The sequence below is a fragment of the Streptomyces sp. NPDC012835 genome (genome assembly GCF_042900885.1).
Lineage (GTDB): Bacteria > Actinomycetota > Actinomycetes > Streptomycetales > Streptomycetaceae > Streptomyces.
Window position 1 is genome coordinate 1,452,049 of the sequence record NZ_JBIBBW010000001.1, and the last position, 15,410, is coordinate 1,467,458.

The following is a 15,410-nucleotide window of genomic DNA, read 5'->3' on the forward strand; positions in this document are numbered from 1 at the left end:
AGGACGTATCCGTCATGGCCGCCACCCCGGAAACGCCGTCCACCCCCACGCCCCGCCGCAAGGTGAGCCGTCACCGCGGTGAGGGCCAGTGGGCCGTGGGTCACTTCACCCCGCTCAACGGGAACGAGCAGTTCAAGAAGGACGACGACGGCCTCAATGTCCGGGCCCGGATCGAGACGGTCTACTCCAAGGCGGGGTTCGACTCGATCGACCCCAACGACCTGCGCGGCCGCATGCGTTGGTGGGGGCTGTACACCCAGCGCAAGCCCGGGATCGACGGCGGCAAGACCGCGATCCTGGAGCCGGAGGAGCTGGACGACGAGTACTTCATGCTGCGGGTACGGATCGACGGCGGGCGGCTGACCACCGAGCAGCTGCGTGTCGTCGGCGAGATCTCGCAGGAGTTCGCGCGCGGCACGGCGGACATCACCGACCGGCAGAACATCCAGTACCACTGGATCCGGATCGAGGACGTGCCGGAGATCTGGCGCCGTCTCGAAGAGGTGGGGCTCTCCACGACCGAGGCGTGCGGTGACACGCCCCGGGTGATCCTGGGCTCGCCCGTCGCGGGCATCGCCGAGGACGAGATCATCGACGGCACCCCGGCCATCGACGAGATCTACCGCCGCATCGTCGGCAACCCGGACTTCTCGAACCTGCCGCGCAAGTTCAAGTCGGCGATCTCCGGATCGCCCTCGCTGGACGTGGCGCACGAGATCAACGACATCGCGTTCGTGGGCGTCGACCACCCCGAGCACGGCCCCGGCTTCGACCTGTGGGTGGGCGGCGGACTCTCCACCAACCCCAAGATCGGCCAGCGGCTCGGCGCCTGGGTCCCGCTCGACGAGGTCCCCGACGTGTACACCGGGGTCATCTCGATCTTCCGCGACTACGGCTTCCGCCGGCTGCGCACCCGCGCGCGGCTGAAGTTCCTGCTCGCCGACTGGGGCGCGGAGAAGTTCCGCCGGATCCTGGAGGACGAGTACCTGGAGCGGAAGCTGATCGACGGGCCCGCTCCCGAACAGCCGCTCCAGCGCTGGCGCGACCACATCGGGGTGCACCGGCAGCGGGACGGGCGCTACTACGTCGGCTTCGCGCCGCGCGTCGGCCGGGTGAACGGCACCACGCTGACGAAGATCGCCGAGCTGGCGCAGGCGCACGGCTCGGGACGGCTGCGCACCACCGCAGAGCAGAAGATGATCGTCCTCGATGTGACCGAGGACCGGGTCGACTCGCTCGTGGCCGGTCTCGAAGCGCTGGACCTGCGGGTCAGCCCGTCGCCGTTCCGGCGCGGCACCATGGCCTGCACCGGTATCGAGTTCTGCAAGCTGGCCATCGTGGAGACCAAGCGGCGTGGCGCCACCCTGATCGACGAACTGGAGCGCCGCATCCCGGACTTCGACGAACCGATCACCATCAACCTCAACGGCTGCCCCAACGCCTGCGCCCGCATCCAGACGGCGGACATCGGTCTCAAGGGCCAGCTGATGCTGGACAAGGACGGCAACCAGGTCGAGGGCTTCCAGGTGCACCTGGGAGGCGCGCTCGGCCTCGAAGCCGGGTTCGGCCGCAAGGTACGCGGGCTGAAGGTCACCTCCGACGAACTGCCCGACTACGTCGAGCGGGTGCTCGGCCGCTTCCAGAAGGAGCGCGAGGACGGCGAGCGCTTCGCCACCTGGGCGGCGCGGGCCAGCGAGGAGGCGCTGTCATGAGCGAGCGCGCCGCACCGTTCTACTGCCCGTACTGCGGCGACGAGGACCTGCGTCCGAACGAGCAGGGCCACGGCGCCTGGGAATGCGCGGCCTGCAATCGCGCATTCCAGTTGAAGTTCCTCGGGTTGCTGACCCGGGGGCTCCAGCGGAGCGACGGAGGGGAAGAGATATGACGGCACCGACGGAGACGGACGATCCCAGGGCCCTCGCCGAGCGCGCCGGCCGCGAGCTGGAGGACGCGACGGCCCTGGAGATCCTCACCTGGGCCACGGACACCTTCGGCGCCAGGTTCTGCGTCACCTCCTCGATGGAGGACGCGGTGGTCGCCCACCTCGCCTCCCGGGTACGCCCCGGCGTCGACGTGGTCTTCCTCGACACCGGCTACCACTTCCCCGAGACCCTCGGCACCCGCGACGCCGTGGACGCCGTCATGGACGTCAACGTCATCACCCTGACGCCGACGCGCACCGTCGCGGAGCAGGACGCCGAGCACGGCCCGAGGCTGCACGACCGCGACCCCGACCTGTGCTGCGCGCTGCGCAAGGTCCAGCCCCTCGAAGCGGGACTGACCGGCTACGACGCCTGGGCCACCGGGCTGCGCCGCGACGAGTCCCCGACCCGGGCGGGCACCCCGGTGGTCGGCTGGGACGCGAAGCGGCGCAAGGTCAAGGTCTCGCCGATCGCCCGCTGGACGCAGGACGACGTGGACGCCTATGTCGCCGAGCACGGCGTGCTCACCAACCCGCTGCTGACGGACGGTTACGCCTCCGTGGGGTGCGCGCCCTGCACCCGCCGGGTCCTGGCGGGCGAGAACGCGCGCGCCGGACGCTGGGCCGGTCGGAACAAGACGGAATGCGGGCTGCATTGATGACGGACCATCAGGAGGAATCCGTGAACGTGGCGGAGCAGGGTGCCACCGTCTGGCTCACCGGTCTGCCCAGCGCCGGCAAGACGACCATCGCGCACGCGCTGGCCGACCGGCTCCGTACCGAGGGCCACCGCGTCGAGGTCCTCGACGGCGACGAGATCCGGGAGTTCCTCTCCGCCGGCCTCGGCTTCAGCCGCGCGGACCGGCTCACCAACGTGACCCGGATCGGCTTCGTCGCCGAACTGCTCGCCTCGAACGGCGTCAAGGCGCTGGTGCCGGTGATCGCCCCGTACGCGGACAGCCGCGAAGCCGTCCGCGCGCACCACGAGAAGGCCGCCACCCGGTATCTGGAAGTCCATGTCGCCACCCCGGTCGACGTCTGCTCGGTACGCGATGTGAAGGGCCTGTACGCCAAGCAGGCGGCCGGTGAACTGACCGGCCTGACCGGGGTCGACGACCCCTACGAGGCGCCGGAGAGGCCCGATCTGCGGATCGAGTCGCACACCCAGTCCGTGCAGGAGTCCGCCGGCGCGCTTCACGCGCTGCTCACCGAGAGGGGTCTCGCGTGACCACCACCGTCGCCGCCGTCACCGAGGGCACGAGCGCGCCGTACGCACTGAGCCACCTGGACTCGCTGGAGTCGGAGGCCGTGCACATCTTCCGCGAGGTGGCGGGCGAGTTCGAGCGGCCGGTGATCCTCTTCTCCGGCGGCAAGGACTCCATCGTCATGCTGCATCTGGCGCTCAAGGCGTTCGCGCCCGCGCCGGTGCCGTTCACGCTGCTGCACGTCGACACCGGACACAACTTCCCCGAGGTGCTGGAGTACCGCGACCGCACGGTGGAGCGGCACGGACTGCGGCTGCACGTCGCCTCCGTACAGGAGTACATCGACGCCGGGAAGCTCCGCGAGCGGCCCGACGGCACGCGCAACCCGCTCCAGACCGTGCCGCTGACGGAGAAGATCCAGGCCGAGCGGTTCGACGCGGTCTTCGGCGGCGGGCGGCGCGACGAGGAGAAGGCGCGCGCCAAGGAGCGGGTGTTCTCACTGCGGGACGAGTTCTCCCAGTGGGACCCGCGCCGCCAGCGCCCCGAACTGTGGCAGCTCTACAACGGCCGGCACGCCCCCGGCGAGCACGTCCGGGTCTTCCCGCTCTCCAACTGGACCGAGCTGGACGTGTGGCAGTACATCGCCCGTGAGGGCATCGAGCTGCCGGAGATCTACTTCGCCCATGAGCGCGAGGTGTTCAGCCGCAGCGGCATGTGGCTGACCGCCGGGGACTGGGGCGGTCCCAAGGAGGGCGAGAGCGTCGAGACGCGCCTGGTGCGCTACCGCACGGTCGGCGACATGTCCTGCACGGGGGCCGTCGACTCCGACGCCACCACCCTCGACGCGGTGATCACCGAGATCGCCGCCTCCCGGCTCACCGAGCGCGGCGCGACCCGCGCCGACGACAAGATGTCCGAGGCCGCGATGGAAGACCGCAAACGCGAAGGGTACTTCTAGCCATGCCGAGCACTCACACGGACGACGCCACGCGCCTCGCCACGCCCACCCTGCTGCGCTTCGCCACCGCCGGCTCGGTGGACGACGGGAAGTCCACGCTGGTGGGCCGGCTGCTGCACGACTCGAAGTCGGTCCTCACCGACCAGCTCGAAGCCGTCGAACGCGCCTCCCTGAGCCGCGGTCAGGAGGCGCCCGACCTGGCGCTGCTGACGGACGGGCTGCGGGCCGAGCGCGAGCAGGGCATCACCATCGACGTCGCCTACCGCTACTTCGCCACGCCCCGGCGGCGGTTCATCCTCGCCGACACCCCGGGCCATGTGCAGTACACCCGCAACATGGTGACGGGCGCGTCCACCGCGGAGCTGGCCGTCGTGCTCGTGGACGCCCGCAACGGAGTGGTCGAACAGACCCGCCGCCATGCCGCCGTCGCCGCCCTGCTGCGCGTCCCGCATGTCGTCCTCGCCGTGAACAAGATGGACCTGGTGGGGTACGCGGAGCCGGTGTTCGCCGCCATCGCCGAGGAGTTCACCGCGTACGCGGCCACCCTGGGCGTCCCCGAGATCACCGCCGTCCCGATCTCCGCGCTCGCCGGGGACAATGTCGTGGAGCCCTCCGCGCACATGGACTGGTATGGCGGCCCCACCGTCCTCGAACACCTGGAGACGGTCCCGGTCAGCCACGACCTGGCCACCTGCCACGCCCGGCTGCCCGTGCAGTACGTCATCCGGCCGCAGAGCGCCGAGCACCCCGACTACCGGGGGTACGCGGGCCAGATCGCCGCCGGTACGTTCCGCGTCGGCGAGGAGGTGACCGTACTGCCCTCCGGCCGTACGTCGAAGGTCGCCGGGATCGACCTGCTGGGCAGGGCCGTCGAAGCGGCCTGGACCCCGCAGTCGGTCACGCTCCTCCTCGACGACGACATCGACATCTCGCGCGGCGACCTGATCGTGCCCTCCGGCGACGCGCCCGCGACGACCCGGGACATCGAGGCGACCGTCTGCCACGTCGCCGACCAGCCGCTGAACGTGGGGCAGCGGGTGCTGCTCAAGCACACCACCCGTACGGTCAAGGCGATCGTCAAGGACATCCCGTCCCGGCTCACCCTGGACGACCTGTCCCAGCACCCGGCGCCCGGGGCGCTCGTCGCCAATGACATCGGCCGCGTGGTGATCCGTACGGCGGAGCCGCTCGCGCTCGACGCCTACGCGGACTCCCGCCGCACCGGTTCCTTCCTGCTCATCGACCCCGCCGACGGCACGACGCTGACCGCCGGCATGGCGGGCGCGGCCTTCGCCGACTCCCCCGCCGCCGCCGACGAGTCCGCCGCCCCGGCCGCCGACGACCAGGGCTGGGACTTCTGATGACCTCGGCCGCGTACGACATGTACGCCACGTTCGCGAAGGAGGGCGGCCGGGTGGGCAGCGGCGCCCTCGGCGCGGGAACCGGCGGGGTGGCGCGATGTGCGCGATGACGTACGCGCACCGCTCGCGCGCCCGCACCCCCCACCCCACGCGCCACCCGTACCACTCCTGTCGCCGAAGACCTGCCGCCTTCCCGGCCGCGCCCCCGTATCCGTCCAGGGCGTGAGCACCGGGCCAACGAGAGGAACCCCTCCCGTGCCTGCCTCCCGCACCACCACGCGCCGCCGTCTGGCCGCCGTCGCCGCGTTGCCCCTCCTCGCCGTCGTCCTGTCGTCGTGCGGCTACGGCTCCGAGAAGACCTCCTCCGACGACGCGACCGGAGTCGAGGCGGGCGCGAAGAAGGTCGACGGCCTCGACACCGTCAAGATCGGCTACTTCCCGAACCTCACCCACGCCACCGCTCTGGTCGGCGTGCAGAAGGGCCTCTTCCAGAAGGAACTGGGCGGCACCAAGGTGGCGACCTCGACCTTCAACGCGGGGCCCTCCGAGATCGAGGCGCTCAACGCGGGCAGCATCGACATCGGCTTCATCGGCCCCTCCCCCTCGATCAACGGCTACACCCAGACCGGCGGCAAGAGCCTGCGCATCATCGGCGGCGCCGCCTCGGGCGGGGTGAAGCTGGTGGTCGACCCGGCGAAGATCAAGACCCTGGACGACGTCAAGGGCAAGAGGATAGCCACCCCGCAGCTGGGCAACACGCAGGACGTGGCGTTCCTCAACTGGATCGCGGAGAAGGGCTGGAAGGTCGACGCGCAGTCCGGCAAGGGCGATGTCTCGGTCGTCCGCACGGACAACAAGATCACCCCGGACGCCTACAAGTCCGGCTCCATCGACGGCGCCTGGGTACCGGAGCCGACCGCGTCCAAGCTGGTCGCCGAGGGCGCCAAGGAGATCCTCGACGAGTCGACGCTGTGGCCCGACGAGAAGTTCGTGATCACGAACATCATCGTGTCGCAGAAGTTCCTCAAGGAGCACCCGGCCGCCGTCGAGGCCGTCCTGCGCGGCTCGGTGAGCGCGAACAGCTGGATCAACTCCCACGAGGACGAGGCGAAGGCGACCGCCAACAAGGCGCTTGAATCCCTCTCCGGCAAGGCGCTGCCCGCCGAGGTGCTGGACCCGGCCTGGAAGTCGCTGCGGTTCACCGACGACCCGCTGGCGGCGACGCTCCGGTCGGAGGCCGACCACGCGGTCAAGGCCGGGCTGCTGAAGAAGCCCGACCTGGACGGGATCTACGACCTGAAGCCCCTGAACAAGGTCCTCAAGGCCGCCGGAGAACCCGAGGTCGCCGACGCCGGTCTCGGCGTCAAGTAACCCCGTATCCGTCCGTTCCCAGGAGGTGACGACCGTGGCATCGACACTCGCCAAGGCCGCCGAGAGCACCCCGGCGGTGGACCACGCCGCCCGTATCGCGAACGTCTCGAAGTCGTTCGCGACACCGGACGGACAGCAGCTCGTCCTGGACGACATCACCCTCGATGTCGCGCCCGGCGAGTTCGTCACCCTCCTGGGAGCCTCCGGCTGCGGCAAGTCCACCCTGCTCAATCTGGTCGCGGGCCTCGACCTGCCGTCCAGCGGGTCCATCGGCACGCCGGGCGGCCGGCCCGCCCTGATGTTCCAGGAACACGCGCTGTTCCCGTGGCTGACCGCCGGCAAGAACATCGAACTGGCGCTGCGGCTGCGCGGGGTGCCCAAGCAGGAGCGGCGCGGCGAGGCGGAGCGGCTGCTCGGTCTCGTACGGCTGGAGGGCGCGTACGGCAAGCGGGTGCACGAGCTGTCGGGCGGGATGCGGCAGCGGGTCGCGCTGGCCCGCGCGCTCGCCCAGGACAGCAGTCTGCTGCTGATGGACGAGCCCTTCGCCGCGCTCGACGCCATCACCCGGGACGTGCTGCACGACGAGCTGACCCGGATCTGGCGCGAGACGCGGCTGTCGGTGCTGTTCGTGACGCACAACGTACGGGAGGCGGTACGGCTCGCCGAGCGCGTCGTGCTGCTGTCGTCACGGCCCGGCCGGGTCGCCCGCGAGTGGCGGGTGGACATCCCGCAGCCGCGCCGCATCGAGGACCCCGCGGTCGCGGAGCTGTCCGTCGAGATCACCGAAGAACTGCGTGGGGAGATCCGCCGCCATGGCCAGCACTGAGACCGGGACGACGGCGCCGAAGGGCCCGGCGCGGCGGGACGGCGAGCCGGGGAAGCCCGCGGCGCAGGGTGACATGGCCGGTCTCGAAGCCGGGCTCGACGCGCTGGACACCGTACAGACCCGGCGGGTCCCGCTGCGTCAGACCCTCACCCAGAAGGTGCTGCCGCCGGTCGTCGCCGTCGCGCTGGTGCTGGTGGTGTGGCAGATCCTCGTCTGGGCGAAGGTCACCGACGACTACCGGCTGCCGTCGCCCGGCGCGGTGTGGGGCGAGGTGAGCGACGCCTGGAACAAGGGCACCCTGCTCGGCTACATCTGGACCAGTGTCTCGCGCGGGCTGCTGGGCTTCCTGCTGGCGCTGGTCATCGGCACCCCGCTCGGACTGCTGGTCGCCCGGGTGAAGTTCGTCCGCGCGGCCATCGGCCCGATCCTGTCCGGACTCCAGTCGCTGCCGTCGGTGGCGTGGGTGCCGCCGGCGGTGATCTGGCTCGGGCTGAACGACGCGATGATGTACGCGGTCATCCTGCTCGGCGCGGTCCCCTCGATCGCCAACGGGCTGGTCTCCGGCGTCGACCAGGTCCCGCCGCTCTTCCTGCGGGCCGGGCGCACGCTCGGCGCCACCGGGCTGCGCGGGACCTGGCTCATCGTCATGCCGGCCGCGCTGCCCGGCTATCTGGCCGGACTCAAGCAGGGCTGGGCGTTCTCCTGGCGCTCGCTGATGGCGGCCGAGATCATCGCGTCCTCGCCCGATCTGGGCGTGGGGCTCGGCCAGTTGCTGGAGAACGGCCGCACGAACAGCAGCATGTCGACGGTGTTCCTCGCGATCTTCCTCATCCTGGTCGTCGGGATCGCCATCGACCTGCTGATCTTCAGCCCGCTGGAGCGACGGGTCCTGCGCGGTCGCGGCCTGCTGGCGAGGGGCTGATCGCGATGCGTCTGCACGTACCCCGGCCGGTGCCCGCACCGCACCCGCCGCCCGCGCTGCTCGTCGTCGCGCACGGCAGCCGCGACCCGAGGCACGCCTCGACCGTACGGGCCCTGGCCCGGCGGCTGCGCGCGCTGCGTCCCGGGCCGCGGGTGGAGACCGCCTTCCTGGACTTCGACGCGCCTTCGGTGCCGGAGAGGCTGGACCGGCTGGTGGCCGAGGGGGTACGGGACGTGGTGGCCCTGCCGCTGCTGCTGACCCGCGCCTTCCACGCCAAGTCCGACCTCCCGGCGGTGCTGCGCGAGGCGGCGGAGCGCCATCCCCGGCTGCGCATCCGGCAGGCCGGGGTGCTGGGCCCAGCGCCGCTGCTGACCGAGGCGCTGGACCGGCGGCTGTACGAGGCCGGGCTGACGCCCGGCGACAGAGCCTCGACCGGGGTCGTGCTGGCCTCGGCGGGCTCTTCGGACCCGGAGGCGATCGCGGTGATCGCTCACATCGCGCGGGAGTGGCGGCACACCGGTTGGTGCGCCGTGCGGCCCGCGTTCGCCTCCGCCTCTCTCCCCCGCACCGAGGACGTGGTGCGGGAGCTGCGGGCGGACCACGGGGTACGGCGGGTCGCCGTCGCCCCGTACGTCGTCGCTCCGGGCCGGCTGCCCGACCGCATCGCGGACGGCGCCCGCGCGGGCGGCGCTGACGTACTGGCCGAGGTGCTGGGCACGGCGCCGGAGCTGGTGCGGCTGCTGCTGCGGCGGTACGAGGAGGCGGCGGCGGACGGGGAGCCGACCGGTACGGGGCGGGTCGGGCACGGCGCCGGGTGGAGCCGGGCGGAGCGGGGCGGGGCGCTGGCGCGGCCCGCGTAGCCGCGGCGGCCCTCCGGTGAAGGGTGCCGGAGGAGGGAAGGCGGATCGGCGTTCGCGCTACTCGTCCAGGCCCCGCAGCAACACGTCCGGCATGACGTCCGCCTCGGTGATCGGCGGCCCGAACTCGTAGTCGTGGCGGCCCACATGGTCCAGCGGCAGGCTGCACGCCTCCTCCGACACCGCGCCCGCGAGAAATCTGGCGGGGCAGGGGTCCAGACGCAGCAGTTCGCGCTCGGGGCCGTACTCGTTGCCCCTCGGCCACCGGGCCCACATGACCCAGGGCGGCGTCGTCTCCGTACCTCGCACGCACTGCGCGATCACATGGTGCAGCCCCTCGTGGCCCTCCTCCAGCGCGCACCACAGCGCGCGCTCGGCGGTGAACCCGCCCTCCAGCTTGTCGAGCACGGCCATCTCCGCATCGAGGAAGAGGATCCGTGCCGGACACGACACCCGACGAATCGACATTGCCTGTCACCTCCGAGCAGCCAGTGTCGCGCCGGGACGGGAACACTGACAGCCCGTGGGGTGAGCTTCACCCCAAGGAGCGGTGCGGGCGGATCGGGGGTGCCGGTCCGGCTCCGGGCGTTCCGGAACCGGCGGAGTCCGTCAGGAGAGGGTCTGTCCGCTGTCGAGCCCGGACAGGGCCTGTTCCCCGTCGACCAGCGCGGTCAGCTCGGCGATGCCCAGGGAGCCGGCGGGGCGGCGCTCCCGGGCGAAGGCGTCGGCGACGCGCTGGAGGGTGTCGTTGACCGGGGTCGGTACGCCGTGGAGGCGGCCGAGCAGGGCGATCTCGCCGTTCAGGTAGTCCGCCTCGATCGTGCCCGTACCCCGGCTGAGGCTCTGCCAGGACGAGCCGCCACCGCGCGGCGTGGCGCCGGTGGGCGCGAAGCTGACCAGGTCGCCCCGGGTCCTGGCCTGTTCCTCGCGGCTCGCGAAGGCGATCCCGGCGGCGTCGAGCACGGCGGCGCCCTCCGCGTACACGCGGTCGACGAGGTCGTGGGCCTCCTCGCCGAGCAGGCCGGTGACGGCCTCGATCGCGTTGACGAGATTGGACAGCAGTTTCGCGTACTTCCAGCGCATCACGTCGGGGGCGAGCGGGGCGAGCAGCCGGCCCTTCTCCAGCCCGGCCGCGAGGGCCCGCACCGTCCCGTCGCTGCCGGAGGGGTAGCGGCCGAGGTGGAGCATGCCCGTGTACGGGGCGCACTGCGCCACGACCTCGCCCGGCTCGACATGGGTCGCGGGCAGCCAGACGCACATCGCGTACACCCGGCGGAAGCGCCGCAGGGCGAGGCGTTCGCCCTCCACCCCGTTCTGCGCGCAGACCAGCGGCAGCAGCTCCCCGGCCGTGGAGCCCGCCGGGCCGGCGCCCGTCACCGGCCGCGCCGACCACGCGTCCAGCGCCGCCACGCTGTCCTGGGTCTTCACCGAGAGCAGCAGCACGTCGTCCGCGCGCAGTTCGAGCGCCTCGGGCCGGTCGACCACCGGCAGCCGGTGGACCCGGGTGCCCTCGGGAGTGACGAGTCTGAGTCCGCGCTCGCGCAGCGCCTCGTAGTGCGCGCCACGGGCGACGAGCACCACGTCCTGCCCGGCCTCCGCGAGCCGTCCGCCGATACTGCCGCCGACCGCTCCGGCCCCGATGATGACGTAGCGCATGCGGACTCCGCTCGGACGGGCCGCAGGGCGGCACGGGTGGTGGCGTGGACCGCTCCAGTCTCCTGCGCCCGGTGGAACGGATCAAGCCTTCCCCTCTTGGCCTGTGCCCGCGCGCGGGGGGCGGTGGAGGACGCGCCCTGGGGTCCTCGCGGCGCGGCGCGCCTCGATCTCAGCGCCGTGCCGTATCCGTCACCCCGCCCCCTCACGCGCCCCTTCGCGTGTCCTTTCCCGCGCCCCTTCCCGTGTCCCCGCAGTGGCGTAGACGACGACGTTGTCCCGGTACGTCCGCGCCGCGCGGTCCCAGCCGGTGCAGGTGATCATGCGCAGGCCGGCGGTGGCGGTGGGGGCGTAGACGCTGTCGGGGAACCGGGCCCTGGGGTAGACGGCGACGGCGTCGACGGTGAAGCGGGCGGTGCTGCCGTCGGCGCGGCGGACCGTGACCGTCATGCCGGGGGTGACGGCGCCGAGTCCGTAGAACGCGGCGGGGCCGCCGGCCGAGTCGACGTGTCCGGCGAGCACGGCGGTGCCGCGCTCCCCCGGCGTGACCGACGACGCGAGCCAGCTCGCCCGCGCGGGATCGGCGGGCAGCGGCAGCTCGCCCCGGTCGGTCGTGCGGACCGGCTGGAGGCGCGCGGCGAGACGCACCTCGGGGATGGCGACCTCGACCGGTACGGAACGGGGCATGCCCGGCGGCCCGACCTGCCCCTCACGGCCCGCCGGGGGCCCGGAGGGCACGGTCCCCGCCACCGTGGCCCGGGGCGGCGGGGGCGTCTGACCGGCGACGGCCGCGACGATCGCCACGCTACCGGTGAGCGCGCACAGGGCGGCCGCCACGGTCCAGCCGGTGCGGCGGCCGTCCCCACGGGCCCGGCGCGAGCCCTGTTGCCGCGGGCAAGGCTCCCGCGGGCCCTGTTCCATCGTGACTCCCGCGTCCGTGGCTCCCGCGCCGTCAGCCCTCGTCGCCCATGCCCTTCCGGCGCCTGAGCACCAGGGCGCCGGCCGCTCCGGCGAGCAGCGCGCCGCCCGCGCCGATCAGTACGGGGTGCTGGAGGCCCTGGGTGCTGCCCGTCCCGGCGGCGACCCCGCCCTTCGGCAGGCCGTCCCGGGCGGCCGGCGGCGTCGTACCGTCCTTGGACGCGCCCCCGTCGTCGGAGGCGGCGCCGGCCCGATCGGTCCCTGGCAGGGTCTGGAACCAGAGGAAGACATTGGTGTCGATGGGCCGGGAGACCCCCGAGTTGGGGTCGGCGGCCAGCTTGGTCACCGTGGCGAGGTCCTTGCCCGCCTGGATCTTGGCGTAGGAGTCGGGGTCGCTCACCGCGACGACCTTGACGGGCCACCACTCGGGCCGGTTCTTGTTGCGGTCGGCGATGATGTGGTCGTGCCCCGGGAGCATGGTGTTCTTCAGCTTCGCGGCCGGTGTCTTGAGCGCGGCGGAGAGAGCCGAGAGGTCGATGCTGGTGGGATGGTCGACACACGGCTCGTTCGCGGGGCACTGGAGCGCGGCCGGGCCCGGCGAGAACAGCGGGACCGGGATGTAGAGCGGGTCGGTGAACCGCTCCGAAGTGGTCCCGGGCGGCACGCGGTTGGCCTTCGTACCGGCTTCGCACTTGCTGGCCGCCCCGGAGGGGACGGACGGATCGCAGTAGAAGTTCTGGGTGTACAGGAAGGTGACGGTGCTGCCCTCGTACCAGCCCTCGGTGACGCCGATGTTGCGGCACAGGTCCTGCGGCCGCCCCGACGAGCACGCGTTCTTGAGCGGCTGGACGGTACGGTCGCCGGTCGGCGCGGGGCCGAAGCCGAAGTCGGGGTTCCCCCCGAGGGCGCCCGTATCACCGGCCACGGCGACCCCGGCCGTACCGGCCGTGCCGATGGCGGCGAGGGCAAGACCGAGGACGCAGGCGGCCAGGCGGACCGGACGGGGCCTGCCGGATATCTCGCTCATTTCCTGGAATCCTTTCGGACGCCCGCGACCGGCACGGCCGTCTCTTGGCCGTACGGTGCTCGGGCAGGGGGCCGCACGTCGGGAAATGAGGGGCGGCGTTCTGGCTCCATGGTGACGCGCGGCGACGAAGGTTGTCCCACAGTGATGGGCGAGACGGGTGAAGACCGATCCGTGAGAAGAGCAGAAGGGGCACCCGTGCGAAGGGATAGCATCCGCCCATGACCACGGTGGTGCGTGCGAACGATGTCGATGTCGTCCGCGACGGAAAGCTCCTGCTCGATTCGATCTCCCTGACCGTGCGGGCCGGCGAGCACTGGGCGCTGCTCGGTGCCAACGGCGCCGGCAAGAGCACGCTGCTCGGGATGGTGGGCGCGGTCACGCACCCCACCCGCGGCACGGTGGAGATCCTCGGCGAGGCCCTCGGACGGGTCGATCTGCGGGAGCTGCGGGCCCTGCTCGGCCATGTCAATCCGCGCCATCCGCTGCGTTCGCCGCTGCGGGTCCTCGATGTCGTACTGACCGGGCTGACGAACTCCGTCGAGCCGCTGCCGCGTTGGTCGCCTCCGGCGCGGGAGCGCGAGCGGGCCGAGCGGCTGCTGGCCATGCTGGGTATGGCGGGCAAGGAGGACGCGCGCTGGCCGACGCTCTCGCAGGGCGAGCGCGGCCGTACGCTGATCGCCCGCGCCCTGATGCCCCGGCCCCGGCTGCTGCTCCTCGACGAGCCGGCCACCGGCCTCGACCTCGCCGCCCGCGAGCAGCTGCTGAGCAGTCTGGACGCGCTGCGCCTGGAACACCCCGAGCTGGCGACGATGCTGGTCACCCACCACCTGGAGGAGCTGCCCGCATCCACCACCCACGCGATGCTGCTGAGGGCGGGCCAGTGCGTGGGCTCGGGCCCGGCGGACGACGTACTCACCACGGACCAGGTCAGCAAGTGCTTCGACCATCCGGTACGCATCTCCCGCACCGACGGCCGCTGGACGGCCCGTGCGGAACGGGTCGCCCCGGCGACGGCGACCGTACCGGGCCCGGGGTCCGACCGGTCCTGACGGGTGTCAGGCTGACGGGCGGGCCGACCCTGTCACAGGTCCAGGACAGCCCAGAGCCGGCGGCCGTCCTCCGCGGTATCCGTGCCGCACGAGGTGGCGCCCAACCCCGCGACCTCTGGCAGTACATCCGCCTCGGCCTTATCGCCCGCCCGGTGGGAGAGCACGAGGATCAGCAACCGCTGGTCCTCGTCGGCGAGATGGACACTGACCCGTCGCCCGCCGTCCGCGATGGCGGCCCGCACGAGAACGGTCACGATGCCACCGGCCGCCCGGTCGACGCCCGTGTGGCGCCACGTGTGGAGCTGCTCCAGCACCCGCCGCCGCGCCGTCCCGACCGTCCACGGCGCCGACTCCAGCGTCCAGTTGACGCAGCGCCGGTTCACCACGGTCATCCGCCTGCGCGCCATCGTCACCGGTGACGACTTCGGCTTGGTGTCCGGCTCGGGCCGCGGTGGCTGCACAGGGCGCTTCGGCGGGGGCGGCGTCTTCGGCGGGTAATCCGGCTGACGCTGCTCCGGAGGCGGTGACGGCATGCGGGCTCCCCGTGTCGACAGGCTGTCAGCGTATGCCGCACAGCGGACGTTACCGGCCGGTTCGGACACGGACGGGTGAGCGGGTGAGTGGCCACGCCGGTCCGTGAAGGCCCACGAGCCGTCCTCACACCCGTCCTCGCGGCGGCACTCGCCGCCACCCGCGCGACGCTCCCCGCGCTCTCCCCCAGAGCGCCGCCCCAAGGCACTGGCAGGGAGACCGATACGTCTCGAAGCGGGCCCGGTCACGGTCGGCCGCTGGTCATCTCCACCAGCTTGGCGACGGTGTTCCAGTTCCGACTGGTGGCTGTGACTCCCTTCGAAAGGGCCGGTCGCGACAGGGCCTGGGCCAGTTTCGAGCGGCCGAGGCCGTCCGGGGCGTACAGATACAGCACCCGGTCGCCCAAGCGGAACTCCTCGGGCAGATATGCCGCGGGGTCGACGGACGCGAACCTCTCCGGGCCGATCTCACCGGAGTAGAAAGTGCAGTGGAGCTGTCTGCCCTCCAGGGTGCCGGCCGGGAACGGACAGGCTTCCGCCACCGCCCGCAGATACGCGGCGCTCCGCACGAGGCAGTCGACGCCGAACCCGAACCGGCCCTCGATGGCGCGTTCCAGCGCGGCGGCGAGGGCGGTCTCGTCGTCCGACGCGCTGGTGAAGACGGCGTTGCCGCTCTGGAGATGGGTACGGACGTCACCGTGCCCCAGCTCCGACAGCAGCGCGCGGAGGTCCCCCATCGGGACCGGTCTGTGCCCGCTCACATTGATCCCGCGCAGCAGCGCCGCGTACCTCGTGGTCATGTGCCCACGATA

The 15,410-nt window shown here is 72.3% G+C and carries 17 protein-coding genes; 11 read left to right on the top strand and 6 right to left on the bottom strand.

The features are described from left to right. Window positions 1–14 precede the first annotated feature (14 nt). From ACFY6S_RS05985 to ACFY6S_RS06030, 10 genes are all read left to right on the top strand, one after another. Window positions 15–1,712, top strand: coding sequence for a nitrite/sulfite reductase (locus ACFY6S_RS05985; RefSeq protein WP_388823310.1), 1,698 nt, complete (start codon window positions 15–17; stop codon window positions 1,710–1,712). Continuing rightward, a complete protein-coding gene (locus ACFY6S_RS05990) occupies window positions 1,709–1,885 on the top strand; it encodes a hypothetical protein (protein WP_329062232.1) in 177 nt (58 codons plus the stop codon). Before ACFY6S_RS05985 ends, ACFY6S_RS05990 begins: the two co-directional genes overlap by 4 nt. Then, window positions 1,882–2,580 carry a phosphoadenylyl-sulfate reductase gene (locus ACFY6S_RS05995; RefSeq protein WP_388823312.1) on the top strand — a complete coding sequence of 233 codons (699 nt, stop codon included), beginning with the start codon at window positions 1,882–1,884 and terminating at the stop codon, window positions 2,578–2,580. The genes ACFY6S_RS05990 and ACFY6S_RS05995 overlap by 4 nt, the downstream gene beginning before the upstream one ends. Window positions 2,581–2,603: 23 nt before the next feature. After that, on the top strand, window positions 2,604–3,149 hold the full coding sequence (cysC, locus tag ACFY6S_RS06000; RefSeq protein WP_388823314.1) for an adenylyl-sulfate kinase: 546 nt from the start codon (window positions 2,604–2,606) through the stop codon (window positions 3,147–3,149). Beyond that, entirely contained in the window at window positions 3,146–4,084 is a 939-nt protein-coding gene (gene cysD / locus ACFY6S_RS06005; RefSeq protein WP_388823316.1) for a sulfate adenylyltransferase subunit CysD, read from the top strand. Before cysC ends, cysD begins: the two co-directional genes overlap by 4 nt. A 2-nt stretch (window positions 4,085–4,086) precedes the next feature. Beyond that, window positions 4,087–5,445 (top strand): sulfate adenylyltransferase subunit 1, encoded by a 1,359-nt coding sequence (locus ACFY6S_RS06010; RefSeq protein WP_388823318.1) that lies wholly within the window; start codon window positions 4,087–4,089, stop codon window positions 5,443–5,445. Between the two features lie 255 nt (window positions 5,446–5,700). Beyond that, window positions 5,701–6,816, top strand: coding sequence for an aliphatic sulfonate ABC transporter substrate-binding protein (locus tag ACFY6S_RS06015; RefSeq protein WP_388823320.1), 1,116 nt, complete (start codon window positions 5,701–5,703; stop codon window positions 6,814–6,816). Window positions 6,817–6,850: 34 nt separating this feature from the next. Then, window positions 6,851–7,642, top strand: a complete 792-nt coding sequence (locus tag ACFY6S_RS06020; protein ID WP_388823321.1) for an ABC transporter ATP-binding protein — start codon at window positions 6,851–6,853, stop codon at window positions 7,640–7,642. Beyond that, entirely contained in the window at window positions 7,629–8,564 is a 936-nt protein-coding gene (locus ACFY6S_RS06025) for an ABC transporter permease (protein ID WP_388823323.1), read from the top strand. The genes ACFY6S_RS06020 and ACFY6S_RS06025 overlap by 14 nt, the downstream gene beginning before the upstream one ends. 5 nt (window positions 8,565–8,569) lie before the next feature. Beyond that, entirely contained in the window at window positions 8,570–9,424 is an 855-nt protein-coding gene (locus ACFY6S_RS06030; protein ID WP_388823325.1) for a sirohydrochlorin chelatase, read from the top strand. A 57-nt stretch (window positions 9,425–9,481) separates the two neighbouring features. On the opposite strand, the gene ACFY6S_RS06035 is transcribed toward ACFY6S_RS06030, so the two are convergent. The 4 genes from ACFY6S_RS06035 to ACFY6S_RS06050 all read right to left on the bottom strand — a co-directional run bounded on the left by ACFY6S_RS06035 (window position 9,482) and on the right by ACFY6S_RS06050 (window position 13,019). Further along, window positions 9,482–9,889 (bottom strand): hypothetical protein, encoded by a 408-nt coding sequence (locus ACFY6S_RS06035; protein ID WP_388823327.1) that lies wholly within the window; start codon window positions 9,887–9,889, stop codon window positions 9,482–9,484. A 141-nt stretch (window positions 9,890–10,030) separates the two neighbouring features. Further along, window positions 10,031–11,077 carry a ketopantoate reductase family protein gene (locus ACFY6S_RS06040; protein ID WP_388823329.1) on the bottom strand — a complete coding sequence of 349 codons (1,047 nt, stop codon included), beginning with the start codon at window positions 11,075–11,077 and terminating at the stop codon, window positions 10,031–10,033. Window positions 11,078–11,266: 189 nt separating this feature from the next. Next, window positions 11,267–11,995, bottom strand: coding sequence for a sortase domain-bontaining protein (locus tag ACFY6S_RS06045; RefSeq protein WP_388823331.1), 729 nt, complete (start codon window positions 11,993–11,995; stop codon window positions 11,267–11,269). A 31-nt stretch (window positions 11,996–12,026) separates the two neighbouring features. Next, window positions 12,027–13,019 carry a hypothetical protein gene (locus tag ACFY6S_RS06050; protein WP_388823333.1) on the bottom strand — a complete coding sequence of 331 codons (993 nt, stop codon included), beginning with the start codon at window positions 13,017–13,019 and terminating at the stop codon, window positions 12,027–12,029. A gap of 218 nt (window positions 13,020–13,237) precedes the next feature. Here ACFY6S_RS06050 and ACFY6S_RS06055 point away from each other — a divergent pair, with 218 nt between their 5' ends. Then, window positions 13,238–14,068 (top strand): ABC transporter ATP-binding protein, encoded by an 831-nt coding sequence (locus tag ACFY6S_RS06055; RefSeq protein ID WP_388823335.1) that lies wholly within the window; start codon window positions 13,238–13,240, stop codon window positions 14,066–14,068. A 32-nt stretch (window positions 14,069–14,100) separates the two neighbouring features. On the opposite strand, the gene ACFY6S_RS06060 is transcribed toward ACFY6S_RS06055, so the two are convergent. Together ACFY6S_RS06060 and ACFY6S_RS06065 are read right to left on the bottom strand one after the other, a co-directional pair. Further along, window positions 14,101–14,529 (bottom strand): hypothetical protein, encoded by a 429-nt coding sequence (locus ACFY6S_RS06060; protein WP_388823337.1) that lies wholly within the window; start codon window positions 14,527–14,529, stop codon window positions 14,101–14,103. Between the two features lie 314 nt (window positions 14,530–14,843). Then, the gene (locus tag ACFY6S_RS06065; protein WP_388823339.1) at window positions 14,844–15,398 is read right to left on the bottom strand and encodes a DUF1697 domain-containing protein; all 555 of its coding nucleotides are present in this window, start codon (window positions 15,396–15,398) and stop codon (window positions 14,844–14,846) included. Window positions 15,399–15,410: the final 12 nt, after the last annotated feature.